The organism is Streptomyces sp. NPDC090499, assembly GCF_044769305.1.
Lineage (GTDB): Bacteria > Actinomycetota > Actinomycetes > Streptomycetales > Streptomycetaceae > Streptomyces.
This window is the reverse complement of sequence record NZ_JBIVXP010000009.1, coordinates 425762-438571: the sequence shown is the minus strand read 5'-3', so window position 1 is coordinate 438571 and position 12810 is coordinate 425762. Positions and strand designations below refer to the sequence as shown.

15 protein-coding genes are annotated in these 12810 nt (G+C 74.3%); 4 read left to right on the top strand and 11 right to left on the bottom strand.

The annotated features are described in order from the left end of the window. The 6 genes from ACIQVL_RS31665 to ACIQVL_RS31640 all read right to left on the bottom strand — a co-directional run. Window positions 1-2373, bottom strand: a 2373-nt coding sequence (locus ACIQVL_RS31665; protein ID WP_403477052.1) for a hypothetical protein, incomplete at its 3' end; no start/stop codon positions are given. 151 nt (window positions 2374-2524) lie between these two features. Continuing rightward, a complete protein-coding gene (locus tag ACIQVL_RS31660) occupies window positions 2525-3013 on the bottom strand; it encodes a nuclear transport factor 2 family protein (protein WP_403438500.1) in 489 nt (162 codons plus the stop codon). 88 nt (window positions 3014-3101) lie between these two features. After that, window positions 3102-3938: an EamA family transporter gene (locus ACIQVL_RS31655; protein WP_403477051.1), complete on the bottom strand. Its 837-nt coding sequence runs from the start codon at window positions 3936-3938 to the stop codon at window positions 3102-3104. After that, window positions 3938-5140 carry a Glu/Leu/Phe/Val dehydrogenase dimerization domain-containing protein gene (locus ACIQVL_RS31650; RefSeq protein WP_403477062.1) on the bottom strand — a complete coding sequence of 401 codons (1203 nt, stop codon included), beginning with the start codon at window positions 5138-5140 and terminating at the stop codon, window positions 3938-3940. The genes ACIQVL_RS31655 and ACIQVL_RS31650 overlap by 1 nt, the downstream gene beginning before the upstream one ends. A gap of 282 nt (window positions 5141-5422) precedes the next feature. Further along, window positions 5423-5803, bottom strand: a complete 381-nt coding sequence (locus tag ACIQVL_RS31645; protein WP_403438506.1) for a ferredoxin — start codon at window positions 5801-5803, stop codon at window positions 5423-5425. 57 nt (window positions 5804-5860) lie between these two features. Continuing rightward, on the bottom strand, window positions 5861-6304 hold the full coding sequence (locus ACIQVL_RS31640) for a universal stress protein (protein ID WP_403438509.1): 444 nt from the start codon (window positions 6302-6304) through the stop codon (window positions 5861-5863). Between the two features lie 339 nt (window positions 6305-6643). Between ACIQVL_RS31640 and ACIQVL_RS31635 the strand changes: the two genes are divergently transcribed. Continuing rightward, on the top strand, window positions 6644-7240 hold the full coding sequence (locus ACIQVL_RS31635) for a CBS domain-containing protein (RefSeq protein ID WP_403438512.1): 597 nt from the start codon (window positions 6644-6646) through the stop codon (window positions 7238-7240). Window positions 7241-7317: 77 nt separating this feature from the next. Next, complete coding sequence (locus ACIQVL_RS31630) at window positions 7318-7683, top strand: DUF6479 family protein (protein WP_403438515.1); 366 nt, start codon at window positions 7318-7320, stop codon at window positions 7681-7683. A gap of 13 nt (window positions 7684-7696) precedes the next feature. Here the strand turns inward: ACIQVL_RS31630 and ACIQVL_RS31625 are convergent, their stop codons facing one another. From ACIQVL_RS31625 to ACIQVL_RS31615, 3 genes are all read right to left on the bottom strand, one after another. After that, on the bottom strand, window positions 7697-8152 hold the full coding sequence (locus ACIQVL_RS31625) for an RpiB/LacA/LacB family sugar-phosphate isomerase (protein ID WP_403477050.1): 456 nt from the start codon (window positions 8150-8152) through the stop codon (window positions 7697-7699). Window positions 8153-8240: 88 nt separating this feature from the next. Next, the gene (locus ACIQVL_RS31620) at window positions 8241-9167 is read right to left on the bottom strand and encodes an NAD(P)-dependent oxidoreductase (protein ID WP_403477049.1); all 927 of its coding nucleotides are present in this window, start codon (window positions 9165-9167) and stop codon (window positions 8241-8243) included. Window positions 9168-9240: 73 nt separating this feature from the next. After that, a complete protein-coding gene (locus tag ACIQVL_RS31615) occupies window positions 9241-9738 on the bottom strand; it encodes a MarR family winged helix-turn-helix transcriptional regulator (protein ID WP_403477048.1) in 498 nt (165 codons plus the stop codon). Window positions 9739-9939: 201 nt separating this feature from the next. On the opposite strand from ACIQVL_RS31615, the gene ACIQVL_RS31610 reads away from it, so the two are divergent. After that, a complete protein-coding gene (locus tag ACIQVL_RS31610; protein WP_403438527.1) occupies window positions 9940-10908 on the top strand; it encodes an alpha/beta hydrolase in 969 nt (322 codons plus the stop codon). Between the two features lie 132 nt (window positions 10909-11040). Here the strand turns inward: ACIQVL_RS31610 and ACIQVL_RS31605 are convergent, their stop codons facing one another. Beyond that, window positions 11041-11397: a 5-carboxymethyl-2-hydroxymuconate Delta-isomerase gene (locus ACIQVL_RS31605; RefSeq protein ID WP_403477047.1), complete on the bottom strand. Its 357-nt coding sequence runs from the start codon at window positions 11395-11397 to the stop codon at window positions 11041-11043. Between the two features lie 287 nt (window positions 11398-11684). Between ACIQVL_RS31605 and ACIQVL_RS31600 the strand changes: the two genes are divergently transcribed. After that, window positions 11685-12509 (top strand): class I SAM-dependent methyltransferase, encoded by an 825-nt coding sequence (locus tag ACIQVL_RS31600; protein WP_403438532.1) that lies wholly within the window; start codon window positions 11685-11687, stop codon window positions 12507-12509. Between the two features lie 15 nt (window positions 12510-12524). Here ACIQVL_RS31600 and ACIQVL_RS31595 read toward each other — a convergent pair. Beyond that, the coding region (locus tag ACIQVL_RS31595; protein ID WP_403477046.1) for a Fic family protein at window positions 12525-12810 on the bottom strand (286 nt) is incomplete at its 5' end.

Below are 12810 nucleotides of genomic sequence, written 5' to 3'. Positions count from 1 at the left end.
CGCAGCCGCAGCCGCCACCGGCCGATCGCCGTGCGCCGCCGGAGGAGTCCGGGGCTCGGCGGCAGCCGCGGGCAACCGATGCCCGTCGGCGACCGAAGCCGTCCGCGACTCACCGCCAGCCGCAGCCGCAGCCGCCACCGGCCGATCGCCGTGCGCCGCCGGAGGAGTCCGGGGCTCGGCGGCAGCCGCGGGCAACCGATGCCCGTCGGCGACCGGAGCCGTCCGCGACTCACCGGCGGCCGCAAGCGGCCGATTCCCGTCGGTGGCCGGAGGCGTCCGGGGCTCGGCGGCAGCCGCGGGTGTGCGGGGCTCGGTGGCGGTCCGGGGTGGCCGTGGGCCGGTGGGGGCCGGCGGTGTCAGGTGGCTGTCGGCCCGCGGTGGGGGTGTCATCGGGACCGGTACGGCTGACGGCAGGTGCGGCGCGGGCGGAGCGGCGTGGGCCGACTCCAGCTGGTCGCGGTAGCGTTCCGCGGCCCGCAGCAGACGACCGTTCGGGCCCGGCACCTTCTCCCGCAGCGCGATGACCGACGGCGCGATGCGCAGGGCCAGCGCGATGTCGGCGGTGTCCCGCCAGCAGGCGTCCGCGTTGGCTGCGGCCTGCTCGGCGTCGACGCTGTCCATGCCCGCGGTGACCAGCAGGCTGAACGCGACGCGCCGGTAGAGGTCGGCCGCGAGGGCGTTGTGCCCGGCCAGCCGCATCACGTGGGCCCTGATCTGGCGGATCTGCAGGGACGTGGGGTGCTCCGAGCCGTGGGCGGTGAACGCCTCGCGTTCGAGTGCCGTGGCGAGGGTCGTGGCGTCGTCGTACCGGCCGCCGTTCGCGGCCTGCACGATGCCGCCGATCCGTTCGCGGTAGCGGGTGAAGCCGTCCGGGGCCGGTGTTTCCGCGGCGGCCGCCGGCGGCTGTGCGGCGGCCGCCGGTTCGGGCAGGGCCTCCGGGTCGGCGCCGGCGGTCGGCGGCCACAGCATCCGGACTCCGTGCTGTACGGCGAGCCGGCGCAGCATGCGGCTCTCCTCGGCCGTGCGGCCGGGTGCGTGCAGGACGGCGAACTCGCGTGCTTCGGGGTCGAGGTAGTCGAGCACGTGCGAGAGGACGGCCCAGCAGGACTCGTCGAGGGGCTGGTCCGACGGGGCGATCTCGACAGCGAGCTGGTCGGCGAGCACGGGGCGCCCGGCGAGCGGCAGGGGCTGTCCGGCGGGTCCGAGGGCGAGTCCCGCCCGGGTCATGGTGAGCTGCCAACGCTCCGACAGCCGGACCACGCCGGCGTCCTGGAGCTGGGCGTCGGGCACCGGGGAACGCCAGCGCAGCAGCCGGGGAGCGGCGGCCTCCTCGCCGTCGCCGGAGGTGCCGGAGGTGTCAGAGGTGCCGGGGTGGCACAGCACCGCTTCGACGTAGGGCCGCCAGGTCGGCCGGCCGGTGCCGTCGACGAGGACCGGGCCGGCGGCGAGGTCCACGTCGTCCGGTGTCGCGCCGCGGACCGCGAGCGGCGGCCCGGTGAGCACCTCGACCTCGATGTCCAGCGCGCCGGCGACCTGCTGGACCGTGGGCAGCAGGTCGCCCTCGGCGCCCGGCGCCACGCGGATCCGGTCCCGCACCACCGGCGGCAGCGCGGCAAGCAGCGCCGCGAGGTCGTCGGCCGGGATCCGGGCGCCGCCGGGGCCGGGCACGCCGACGAGCACGGTGGGGTGGGCGGGGTCCACGGGCACCGCGTAGCACAGGTCGCCCGGGACGGGCTGCGGCGTTCCCGGCGGCTGGAGCAGCACACCGGCGGGGACGGGACGAACGGCGTGTCCGGCGGCGGTGTGTTCGGGCAGCGCCGCGAAGGCGGTCTGCCAGCCGGGGGCGGGATGGCGCGCGCCCAGCGGGGTCGGCTCCGTGCCGGGCTGGAAGAGCTGCCAGCCGCCGGCCGGCTCCGGCGCGTCGGGGACGAAGAGGGTTCCGCCGGGGACGAGCAGTGCACTGCCCTCGGGCGCGATCACGCCCAGCCCCCAGGCGTCCGCGATCCGCTGGGCCAGTGCGGGCCGGTCCGCGGTGCCGCGCCCCGCGCCGGAGACCACCAGGCGGACGGTCGTCGCGCCGTCGTCCCGGAGCGCGTCGAGGACGTCTCCCAGCCGGGTCCACAGCACGGGCGGCACCGGGCCGTCGACTCCGAGGACGACGGTGGCGACGGTCTGGCCCGCCGCGCCGCCCAGGGACCGGGCGAGTTCCGCCGCCTCCTCCGGTCCTGGGACGGCCTGTTCGGTGGCGCGCAGCAGGGTCAGCCCGTCGTACTCGTCGACGAGGACGGGCGTGTCGGGCTCTCCCGGCGCGCTGCCGGGCTGCTCGCCCCGGCCTGGTGCCAGGCGCGTGAAGAGGGTCCCCCAGCGGGACATGAACTGCTCCTTCCGTGACGGCGTGCCCTTCCCGGACGTACCGGACGTACGTCGGCGGACGGCCTCCGTCCCTCGGTTCACCGGCTCCGGCCTCACCTACAGCTACGGACGGCCGCCAAGATCGGTTCGCCGCGGTTGCCGGTGGCCTCGGTCACCCGAGCGGACGGGGCTGCCCCGCCGGGCCGGGCGGGAGGGGGACGGCCGGTGACAGGTGTTCGTGCACGGCGAGCCAACGGCCTTCGGCCGCGCGGCGGAAGACGACGGTCTCGCGCTCGTGGAGGGTGCCGGTGCCGGTGCGCGTGGAGACGTCCGTCTCCACGGCGTGGGTGAACACCGCGGTGTCGTCGAAGAGTTGGACCCGGCGGTCGGAGGAACGGCACTTGAGCACGTGAAAGTCGTCGTCGGCCGCCCAGCGGGCCCAGACCCGCCGGTAGTCGGCGACGGACTCGATGCGCCGGTCGGTGGTGTGGAAGACGAAGGTCGCGTCGGGGGCGAAGGCGGAGAAGTAGTCGTCCAGGCGCTCCTCGGCGAAGGCGGCCACGAGATCGTCGGCGGCCTGCAACACCTGCTCTTCCTGTCGTTCCTGCTCGTTGCTCATGCGGATTGCGCCTCTGCTCATGCGGGTTGCTTCGCTGCTCATGCGGGTTGTTTCCCTGCTCATGCGGGTCGGTTCTCTTCCGACGGTGAAGTGGTGGTGTCCCGGTCGCCGGTGCGAGGGCACTGCGGCGCTACACGGTGACGAGTAACAGCGCCCCGGCCCCCAGGAAGAGCCCGAGGGCCTGATGGACCGTCACGCGTTCGCCGTCGAGGACCAGCGCGAGGACCACGGTGGCCGCCGGGTAGAGCGAGACGATCGACCCGACCACGCTCAGCAGCCCCTGGTCGGCGGCGAAGAGGCAGAAGGCGAAGGCCGCCGTGTCGAGGACGCCGGACAGCACGACGGGCAGCCAGGGCACGGGGGTGCCGCCGGTCCGCGACCGTCCGCGCAGGACGCCGGGAGCCACGCACAGCATGGAGACCGCGCGGGCGCCGGCCAGCGGCCACAGGCCGGCCTCCGGTCCCGGATGCGAGATGAGGACGAGCTGGAGTCCGAGCGCCGCGCCCGTCGCCAGGGCCAGCAGCAGGGTGCGCAGCGCGACGGTGGCCTCCCGGACCCGCCCCACCAGGCTGACCAGAGCGATCGACAGCAGCGCGCAGCAGACGCCGCCCAGCGCGAACGGCCCGGGAGCCGACTGGAGGGCCAGCCCGACGGCCAGGGGTACGACGGCTGCCGTGACCGCCGTGACCGGGGCGACGAGCACGATCCCCTCGGCCGCGAGCGTGCGGTAGAGCAGTACGAGGCCCAGTACTCCGAAGGCTCCGGCCCCGCATCCCCAGGCGAGGGCGGTCAGGTCGGGACCGTGGTCGGCGGTCGCCGCCAGCCAGCCGGCGAGCACCGGGAGGGACAGCACCTGGGAGAGGAGGACGACCCGCCCGGCGGGCATGGTCCGCGACGCGCGGGCGCCGCAGTAGTCCGCGGCTCCCCACCCCATCGCCGCGACCGCGGCCAGCAGTGTGGTGATCATCAGGCGCCCGGCCGGCTCAGCAGGACGTCCCGTCTGGCGTCGGCCAGATGGCGTGCGGCCTCCCGGGGGGTGCACACCGCGTCCTCGGCGAGCCGCAGGGTCTCGGTCACCAGCGTGCGCAGGGCCGTCCGCACCTTGGCCAGCGAGGCCGCCGGGTCCGGGGCGACGTCGCCGTAGAGCACCCACCACCACCAGGCGTTGGTCCCGGAGTTGGCGACGACGTCCGGTACGACGAGGCAGCCGCGCCGCAGCAGCAGTTCCTCCGCGTCCGCCGTCACGGGGAGGTTCGCCGCCTCCACGACGTACCGGGCGGCGATCCGGTCCTGGTTGGCGCCGTGGATGCTGTACGAGGTCGCGGCCGGGACCAGCACGTCGGCTTCGAGGGCAAGGCAGGCGTCGCGTTCGAGGAGGACGTCGTCGGGGCGGAGCCGGCCGCGGTCGACGGTTCCGTGCGGCCGCCGGTGGCGCAGCATGTCCTCGACGGCGAGGCCGCGCGGGTTGGCGACGGTGCCGTGGACGTCGGAGACGCCGACCACCCGGACACCGGCCGCGTGCAGGTAGCGTGCGGTGGCGCCGCCCATGGCCCCGAAGCCCTGGACGACGGCGGTGGCGGACGACCGCGGGATCCCGTCCCGGTCCAGGACCGTGAGGGCGGCCTCCGCGACCCCGCAGCCACCGACGAGTTCGGCGAGACCGATACCGTCCACCTCCACGGCGAACGCGTCGGCAAACCGTTTCCGGGCGGCCGCGGGGTCGTCGAGGGTGCGTACGACCGGGGCGATGCAGCCGTCCACACCCAGCTCGCCCAGCACCTCCTCGATGAGTTCCGTGGTGGTGCCGAGGTCGTCGCCGGTCGCCCAGTTGTTCGCCACGTACGGCCGGATGAACGCGAGGAACCGGGTGAGCACCCCGCGTGCCTCGCTGCTGAGCGGGTCGCAGTCGATCCCGCCCTTCGCGCCGCCCATGGGCAGGTAGCGGCCCGCGGGGTCGTAGTGCAGCGCCTCCTTCACGCTCATCGCGGCCGCCAGTTCCCTGACCTCCTCGTAACGGCAGCCCTCGCGCATCCGCAGGCCACCGCTGGCGAGGCCCCGGACGAGCCGGTCGACGACGAGGAAGCCCTGGCGCCCCGTGACGGGGTCGGTCCAGGTCAGTGCTGCTTCGGGAGGCCGGGGTGCGGCGGCACCGGCACGGACCGCGGGCATGGCGAGAAGACCGCTGTTCACGGCGATGGGCTCCTAGCGAAAGCCGATGAGGACGAGCTGCGGAGCGCACCGGTGGTTGCCGGCGACGGCAGTGAGCGGTCGTCGCCGGCGGCGGACGACGACCGTCGAAGAGCGGCCACCCGCGCGCGCTCCGACGGTAGTTCGGGCGATGGATCACTGGGCAGTTCCCCGTTCCGGGGGCCTGCCGGGTCCCCTATCGGGGACCGCCGCCCGCTGTCCGGCGCCGACCGCGCGCCGGTACCGACCGGCTCGGGAACACTGTCAGCCGAGCGCCGCCATGAAGTCCGTGCAGGCCACGGCGCACGCCCGGCAGGCGGCCGCGCTCGACTCGGCGCCCGGACGGGCGTCGAAGGCCCGCGCGCAGTCGAGGCACACCGCGCGGCACCACTCCAGCTGGACGCGCAGACCGTCCGCGTCCCGGTCGCTCTCCTCGGTCAGTGCCCGGCAGGTGGCGTCGCACACCTCGGCGCACATGATCCCGGTGCGGCGCAACCGGTCCGCCCCGGCGTCGGCGGTCCCGCCGGGATCCAGTACCCCTGCGCGCAGTGCGCACATCCGGGCGCACTCCGTGCAGGCCTGCGCGCACGCGAACCGGTCCTCCAGGAACCGGTACAGGTCCTGCTGAGAAGACGTCCAAGTCATGCGGCCCGGGTAACCAGCCCGCGGCGCGGGCAAACGCCGCGTGCCGCCGGGCTCGGCTCAGTCGCGGTCCGCGCGGACGATCACGACCGGGCAGGTGGCGTGCTGGGACACCTGCTGGCTGACGGAGCCGAGCAGCGCGCGGGCGAACCCGCCCCGGCCCCGGCTGCCGACGACGAGAGCCTCGGCGCCCTCCGCGGCCCGCAGCAGGACGTCGGTGGTGTTGCCGTGCACCAGGTGGGAGCGGACCGAGCCCGCCGCGTCCGCGCCGAGCACGTCGGTCAGCTCCTGCCGCATCCGGTCCCGTGCCTCCTCCGCATCGACGTCCATGTCCACGGCGGGCCCCGACCACCCGTACAGTCCCGGCAGTTCCCACACGGCGACCGCCTCCACGACACCGCCGACGAGGCCGGCGTAGCGCAGCGCCCAGCGCAGCGCCGCGTACGAGGACGGCGATCCGTCGACGCCGACCACGACCCGCCGCTCGGTGACATCCCCGTCCATGCGTTCCACCTCTCCTGGGGCTCTCCTGGGGCTCTCCTCGGGCGTCCGGCAGCCCTTCCTCCACGCTGCGCGACGGGCGGCCGCACCGCCAGAGAAGTGCGGCCGGCGGCATGACACGGTCCGTTCGCCCCCCCCTCGCAGGTGCGGGGGCGGTGACTTCCGGCCCGGTGACCCCTGGTGGCGTGGACGTTCCCGTGGTGTGCTGGAGGTGACGGGAAGGACCCCCAGTGACGCGGGGAAGCGGCCGGCCACGGCCGCGCACCGCGCAATCAGGATCCGCGAGAAGTGGATGGCGTCCTTCCCGCCCTCTCGTGGTCGGCGGGATCCGAGGAGGCGACCATGCACGACAGCCCGCACACCGTCGGCGACGTGATGACCCGCGACCCGGTGGCCGTGGGCCGCGACGCCCCGTTCAAGGACGTCGTCACGCTGATGGACCGGTGGAAGGTGAGCACCCTGCCCGTGCTGGAGGGCGGGGGCCGGGTGGTCGGCGTCGTGTCCGAGGCCGACCTGGCCAGGGCCCGCGCGGTGACCGCCGGGGAACTGATGAACGCGCCCGCGGTGACCGTGCGCGCCGACGCCACCGTGGCGGAGGCGGCGCGGGTCATGGCCCGGCGCGGGGTCAAGCGGCTGCCCGTCGTCGACGGTACGGGCGTGCTCAGGGGCATCGTCAGCCGGTCAGACCTGCTGAAGGTGTTCCTGCGTGCGGACGAGGAACTGACCGAGGAGGTGCGCCGGGAGGTCGTCGACCGGCTGTTCCCGCTCTCCGCCGACCACATCCGGGTCGAGGTCTCCGAAGGCGTCGTCACCCTGACCGGCTGGATCGACAGCCCGGAACCGGCGCCGGTCGCCGAACGGCTGGCCCGCGCCGTGGAGGGCGTGGTCGACGTCCGCTGCCGCCTCTGCCCGGTCTCGGTACGCGACGATCCGCACTGACTCCGGTCGCCCGCCGTACACGACCAGCCACCGATTGCGTCCGGTTCACACCGTTATGAGAGGGGTATCCCTTGGCTATGAGTACGGAACCGATGGAGCTGGCCGCTCCCAGCGGCCTACTGAGTCTCGCGCTCTTCGTGGTGGCCGTGGCCGTGCTGGCGATGCTCGCCGGGGGCTTCTGGCTGGGGAACCGGATCAAGTACCGCGAGTCGCCCCGGCCGCGTCCCGAGGAGCAGCCGAAGCTGCCACCGGAGGGTGCTGTGCACGAGATCCGGGAGAACCGCGAGTCGGAGGAGATCCCGCTGATGCCCAAGGGCGGCCGTCCGCTCACCCCGTACGAACTCAGCAACCAGCAGACCAGGCCGAGCGCGTCGAAGGACCGGCCACGCTGGAGCAAGGGCTCCAGCGGCTCGTTCGGCGGCGGCGGGCTCGGCGCCCACTGATCCCGGACACTCCCTAGACCGTCCCGTGGCCCGCGTCGAGGCGACCGACGTGGGCCACGTTCCCGAGGTCCTCGGCGTCCTGGCTGGGCGTGGCCGCGAACCAGGCGTCGAGGATCTCCTTGAGCACCGGCTGCGAGGTCAGCCGCAGGCCGATGGCGAGGACGTTGGCGTCGTTCCAGCGGCGGGCGCCGTCGGCCGTGTAGGCGTCGGCGCACAGGGCGGCGCGGACGCCGGGCACCTTGTTGGCGGCGATCGAGGCGCCGGTCCCGGTCCAGCAGCACACGACGGCCTGGTCGGCGGCGCCGTCGGCGACGTCGCGGGCGGCCGCCTCCGAGCAGACGGCCCACTGCGGGTCGGCCCCGGGTTCCAGTGCGCCGTACGTGCGCACGTCGTGACCTCGTCGGCGCAGTTCCGCCACGAGGAGGCGGGCGACGGGTTCGTCCATGTCGGAGGAGACGGAGATCCGCATGCCCGGGAGCCTAGTCGGTGGCCGGTGACGGCGCCGCGGCGTCCGTGCGGGCCTCGATCGCGGTGAGCACCGAGGACTGCCCGGGAGCCTAGTCGGTGGCCGGTGACGGCGCCGCGGCGTCCGTGCGGGCCTCGATCGCGGTGAGCACCGAGGACATGTCGAGGCGGGCGTTGCCCAGCCGTACGCTCTCGCCGTAGAGCTCGCTGCTGAGGTCGAGCATGGGGGTGGCGATCCCGGCCGCGCGGGCCGCGTCGGCGATGAGCCTGGTGTTGGCGTAGGCGTCGGCGGTGGCGGCCTGCACGGTGAAGTCGTGGGCCGCGAGCATCGGGACCTTGACCCGGGTGATGCCGCTGCCCAGCTGGCCGGAGTCGACGACGGCGCGGAAGGTCTCCAGGTCCAGGCCCTGCCGCTGGGCGAAGTGGACGGCCTCGGCCAGTGCCGCGAGCGTGGTGTCCAGGTAGAGGTTGACGGCCAGTTTCATGAGGACGCCGGACCCGGCCGGACCGCAGTGGACGGTCTCCCGGCACATCGGGGCGAGCAGCGGCCGTACCTCCGCCACCGCGTCCGGGTCGCCGCCGAGCATCGCGACCAGCTCTCCCGCCTCGGCCGGCCTGCGCGACCCCGAGACGGGCGCCTCGACGAAACGGCCCCCGGCGGCCTCGATGTCGGCGGCGAGTCCGCGCGCGTACTCGGGTGCCGTCGAGCCGGTCGACACGACGACCCGGCCTGCGACCAGCTTGGCGAACTCCGGGCCGCCCCGGCCCAGGACGGCATCCGTCACCGTCTCGTCGACGAGCATGACGAACACGACGCGGGCGTGGGCGAAGACCTCCTCGACGCTCGCCGCCACCCGCGCCCCGGCCGCCCGCAGTGGCTCCGCCCGCTCCGGCGTCCGGTTCCACACCATGAGCGGGGTACCGGCCCGGGCGAGGTCGAGCGCCATCGGCTGCCCCATCACCCCGAGCCCGACGAAGCCGTACATCGGGGCACCGGCGTCGCCGGTCGCCTGCGTCATCGTCACCACTCCTGGTCGTCGTGCGGCGGGTGCGGATCACCGGCACCGTACGGCGCCCGGTACGGGGTCGCCGTCAGCGGTCGGCGGCGTCGTCGGAGACGTTCGCGGTGAGCAGGCGCAGCAACTGCTTGGCCATGGCGTCCTGTTCGGGCGTCAGGCCCATGGCGTCGCCGATGGCGACCGGGACGGAGCGGGCGCGGTGCCGGAGCCGCGCGCCCTCCTCGGTCAGCCGGATGGCCACCGACCGCTCGTCGTCGGCGCGCCGCTCCCGGGTGACCAGGCCGCCCGCCTCCAGGCGCTTCAGCAGCGGGGAGAGCGTGCTCGACTCCAGCTGCAGCGCGGTGCCGAGCTCGCGCACGGACACCGAGTCCTGGTCCCAGAGGACGAGCATCACCAGGTACTGCGGATAGGTCAGCCCCAGCTCGTCCAGGAGCGGCCGGTAGCGTGCGGTCACGGCACGGGAGGCGGCGTACAGCGCGAAACAGAGCTGGTCGTCGAGGAGGAGCGAGCCTTCGGCCGGCTCGGCGGCGGTGCGGTCCACGGGGCGGCTCCTGGTTCCTGCGGCTTTCATGGCCGTTCACCACCTTAGCTTTCCGGTCCCCTCGACCCCATGGAGCCCAAACGCATCATATCAGATGATATCGGACACAAATAGATCGTCCGAAAACAGGTAGCGCACGACTTAATCGCGCGCTATTCTCTTCCTCGTGCCGCCGCCCGGCGTACACCGCCGGCCGCCCCTGTACGCGACACCCGAACCGAGGAGGCCGTCATGACCGACGCCACGCCCGTCCGCCCCGTCCTCGAACCCGCCGCCCAGGCTTTCGCCGAGGCCACCGCCAACCCGCCCTACCTCTTCGACCTCGCCCCCGCCGAGGGCCGCAAGGCCGTCGACGAGGTGCAGTCCGGCGAGATAGCCAAGCCGGCCGTCGACGAGGAGTGGGTGACCGTCGAAGGCGGCCCCACCGGAACCGTCCGGGCCCGCATCGTGCGTCCGGCCGGCGCGACCGGCCCGCTCCCCGTGATCATCTACATCCACGGCGCCGGCTGGGTCTTCGGCAACGCCCACACCCATGACCGCCTGGTCCGCGAACTCGCCGTCGGCGCCGAGGCCGCCGTCGTCTTCCCCGAGTACGACCTCTCCCCCGAGGCCCGCTACCCCGTCGCCATCGAGCAGAACTACGCCGTGGCGCAGTGGGTCGTGGCCGAGGGCGCGGCCAAGGGCCTGGACGCCACCCGGATCGCGGTGGCCGGTGACTCGGTCGGCGGCAACATGACCGCCGCCCTCACCCTGATGGCCAAGGAACGCGGCGACGTGCCCCTGCTCCAGCAGGTGCTCTTCTACCCGGTCACCGACGCGAGCTTCGACACCGCCTCCTACCACCAGTTCGCCACCGGCTACTTCCTGCGCCGCGACGGCATGCAGTGGTTCTGGGACCAGTACACGACAGACGAGGCCGAGCGCGCCCAGATCACCGCCAGCCCGCTGCGCGCCACCACCGAGCAGCTCACCGGGCTGCCCCCGGCCCTCGTCATCACCGGCGAGGCCGACGTCCTGCGCGACGAGGGCGAGGCCTACGCCAACAAGCTCCGCGAGGCCGGGGTGCCCGTCACCGCCGTCCGCTACCAGGGCATCATCCACGACTTCGTGATGCTCAACGCCCTGCGCGAGACCCACGCCGCCGAAGCCGCCATCAACCAGGCCGTCGCCGTCCTGCGCACCGCACTGCACACCGACTGACGGCCACTGACACGGCCTGCCCCCTGCCGAGGCCGGGGTTCTGGGCTCGGGGCTCGGGCTTCGGACTCCGGACACGGATCGGGGCTCGCGGCTCGGGGCCGTGAGCTTCGTCCCCGGCGCGGCGAGTGCGGCTCAGAAGGTCCGCAGGCGGTACGAGCCGCCCAGGTCACGCACCTGCACGGAGCAGACCACAGCGGGGGTCGTGCCCCTCCCCAGGTGCTTCTCCAGCAGGGCCAGCACGTCCTCGGACAGCCGGGCCTTGACCGTGTCGGACCGCCCGGGGAGCAGTCCCACCTCCACGTGCACGAAGGCCGCCGCGTCGCCGTGCCCGTCCGCCGACCGGGCCTCGGCCGCCTGCCGGAACAGCGTCTTGCACGTGCCGGCCGAGCCGCTGCCCTCAAGCACCGTCGGCTGCAACTCCGCCGCGAAGACCCGCAGGTCGAAGGAGTCGGCAAGCCGCGGGGAGTAGTCGACGGTGATGTGCGGCATGGCGACCTGATCCTCTTGGCCGGCCGGCTTCTCGACCGTGCTCCGCTGTGACGGTCGGCCCCCCGGCACGACTCGTGTGCTCGTGTGCGGCGGAGTTAGTTGTATCAGCCCTCGATCTGCCCGGGGTCCGGCCCCTCGGCCGATCGGCCGCCCGCGCGGCGCGCCTCGGCCGTGCGGGCGGGCCCCGGTGGAGTATCGGTGGGGCGGGCGGCCCCGGACGGGCCGCCCGGTACCCCCATCACCTGCGAGGGCCCGACCATGAACCCCTTCGACGCCCCGGCGGCGGCGTGACCGCCGCGCCCGGCGGCGGCCGCTACGGCGAGGCCGTCTTCCGTCCCGAACAGGCCGGCGAGGGCGAGCGCATCGACGTCGGCGCCCTCGTCTACGACGACATCACCATGGCGCGGCTGCGGGCACTCGGCGCCGGGCCGGGGTGGCGTTGCCTCGACGTGGGGGCCGGTACCGGTACGGTCTCCCGTCGGCTGCTGGACGAGGCGGGGGTGGACAGCGTGCTCGCCGTCGACCGCGACGTGCGGTTCCTCACCGAGCGCCCCGGGCTCGATGTCCTGGAGGCCGACATCACCGCTGCCGGCACCACCGCCGCGGGCCTGGTCCCCGGCCGGTTCCGGCTCGTGCACGCACGCTTCGTGCTGATGCACCTGGTCGAGCACGAACGTCTGGTCTCGACGCTGGCCGAACTGGTCGCACCCGGCGGTGTGCTGGTGCTCAGCGACGCGGTCGACCTGACGAGCGACCGGATGCCCGGTACTCCGTACAGCACGGTGATGCGGGCGATGTGGCAGGGGCTGCGCGCCACCATCGGCACGGACGTCTCCTGGGTGCCGTCGTATCCGCAGGTGCTGCGCGGTGCGGGGCTCGGGTCGGTGGCCGCCGAGATCCATGTGCCGCCGCTGCTGCCGGGCAGTCCCGCCAGCCGCTTCTGGGCGGACACCTGGGAGCGGAGCCGGGCGGCGATGCTCGCCACCGGCCTGGTCGACGACGCGGCCGTCGACGCCGCGGTCCGGTATCTGGACTCCGAGGAGTGCGCGGCGCTGTCGGCCGGCATGCTCACCGCCTGGGGCTGGAAGGCCGGGGACGGGACCTCGCGCTGACCGGAGGCGCCCCGGTCAGCCGGCCGGGGCGGCGGCGTGCCGCCGCCGGGTCTCCGCGAGGTGCAGGTCGATGTAGTTGGTGAGCGCCACCGCGTCCCGGGGGTGGTCGGCCTGGAAGCTGACGCGGCGGAGCAGGCTGACGCTGTCCAGCGCGACGCCTTCGCGGGCGAGGACGTAGACCAGGGCGAGGAAGGCCGAGCGGGCGTTCCCGTCGTCGAACGGGTGGAAGAAACAGACGTCGAGACAGGCACGGGCGGCGCGGGCGGTCAGGGGCAGCGGTACACCGGCGCCTTCGGCACTC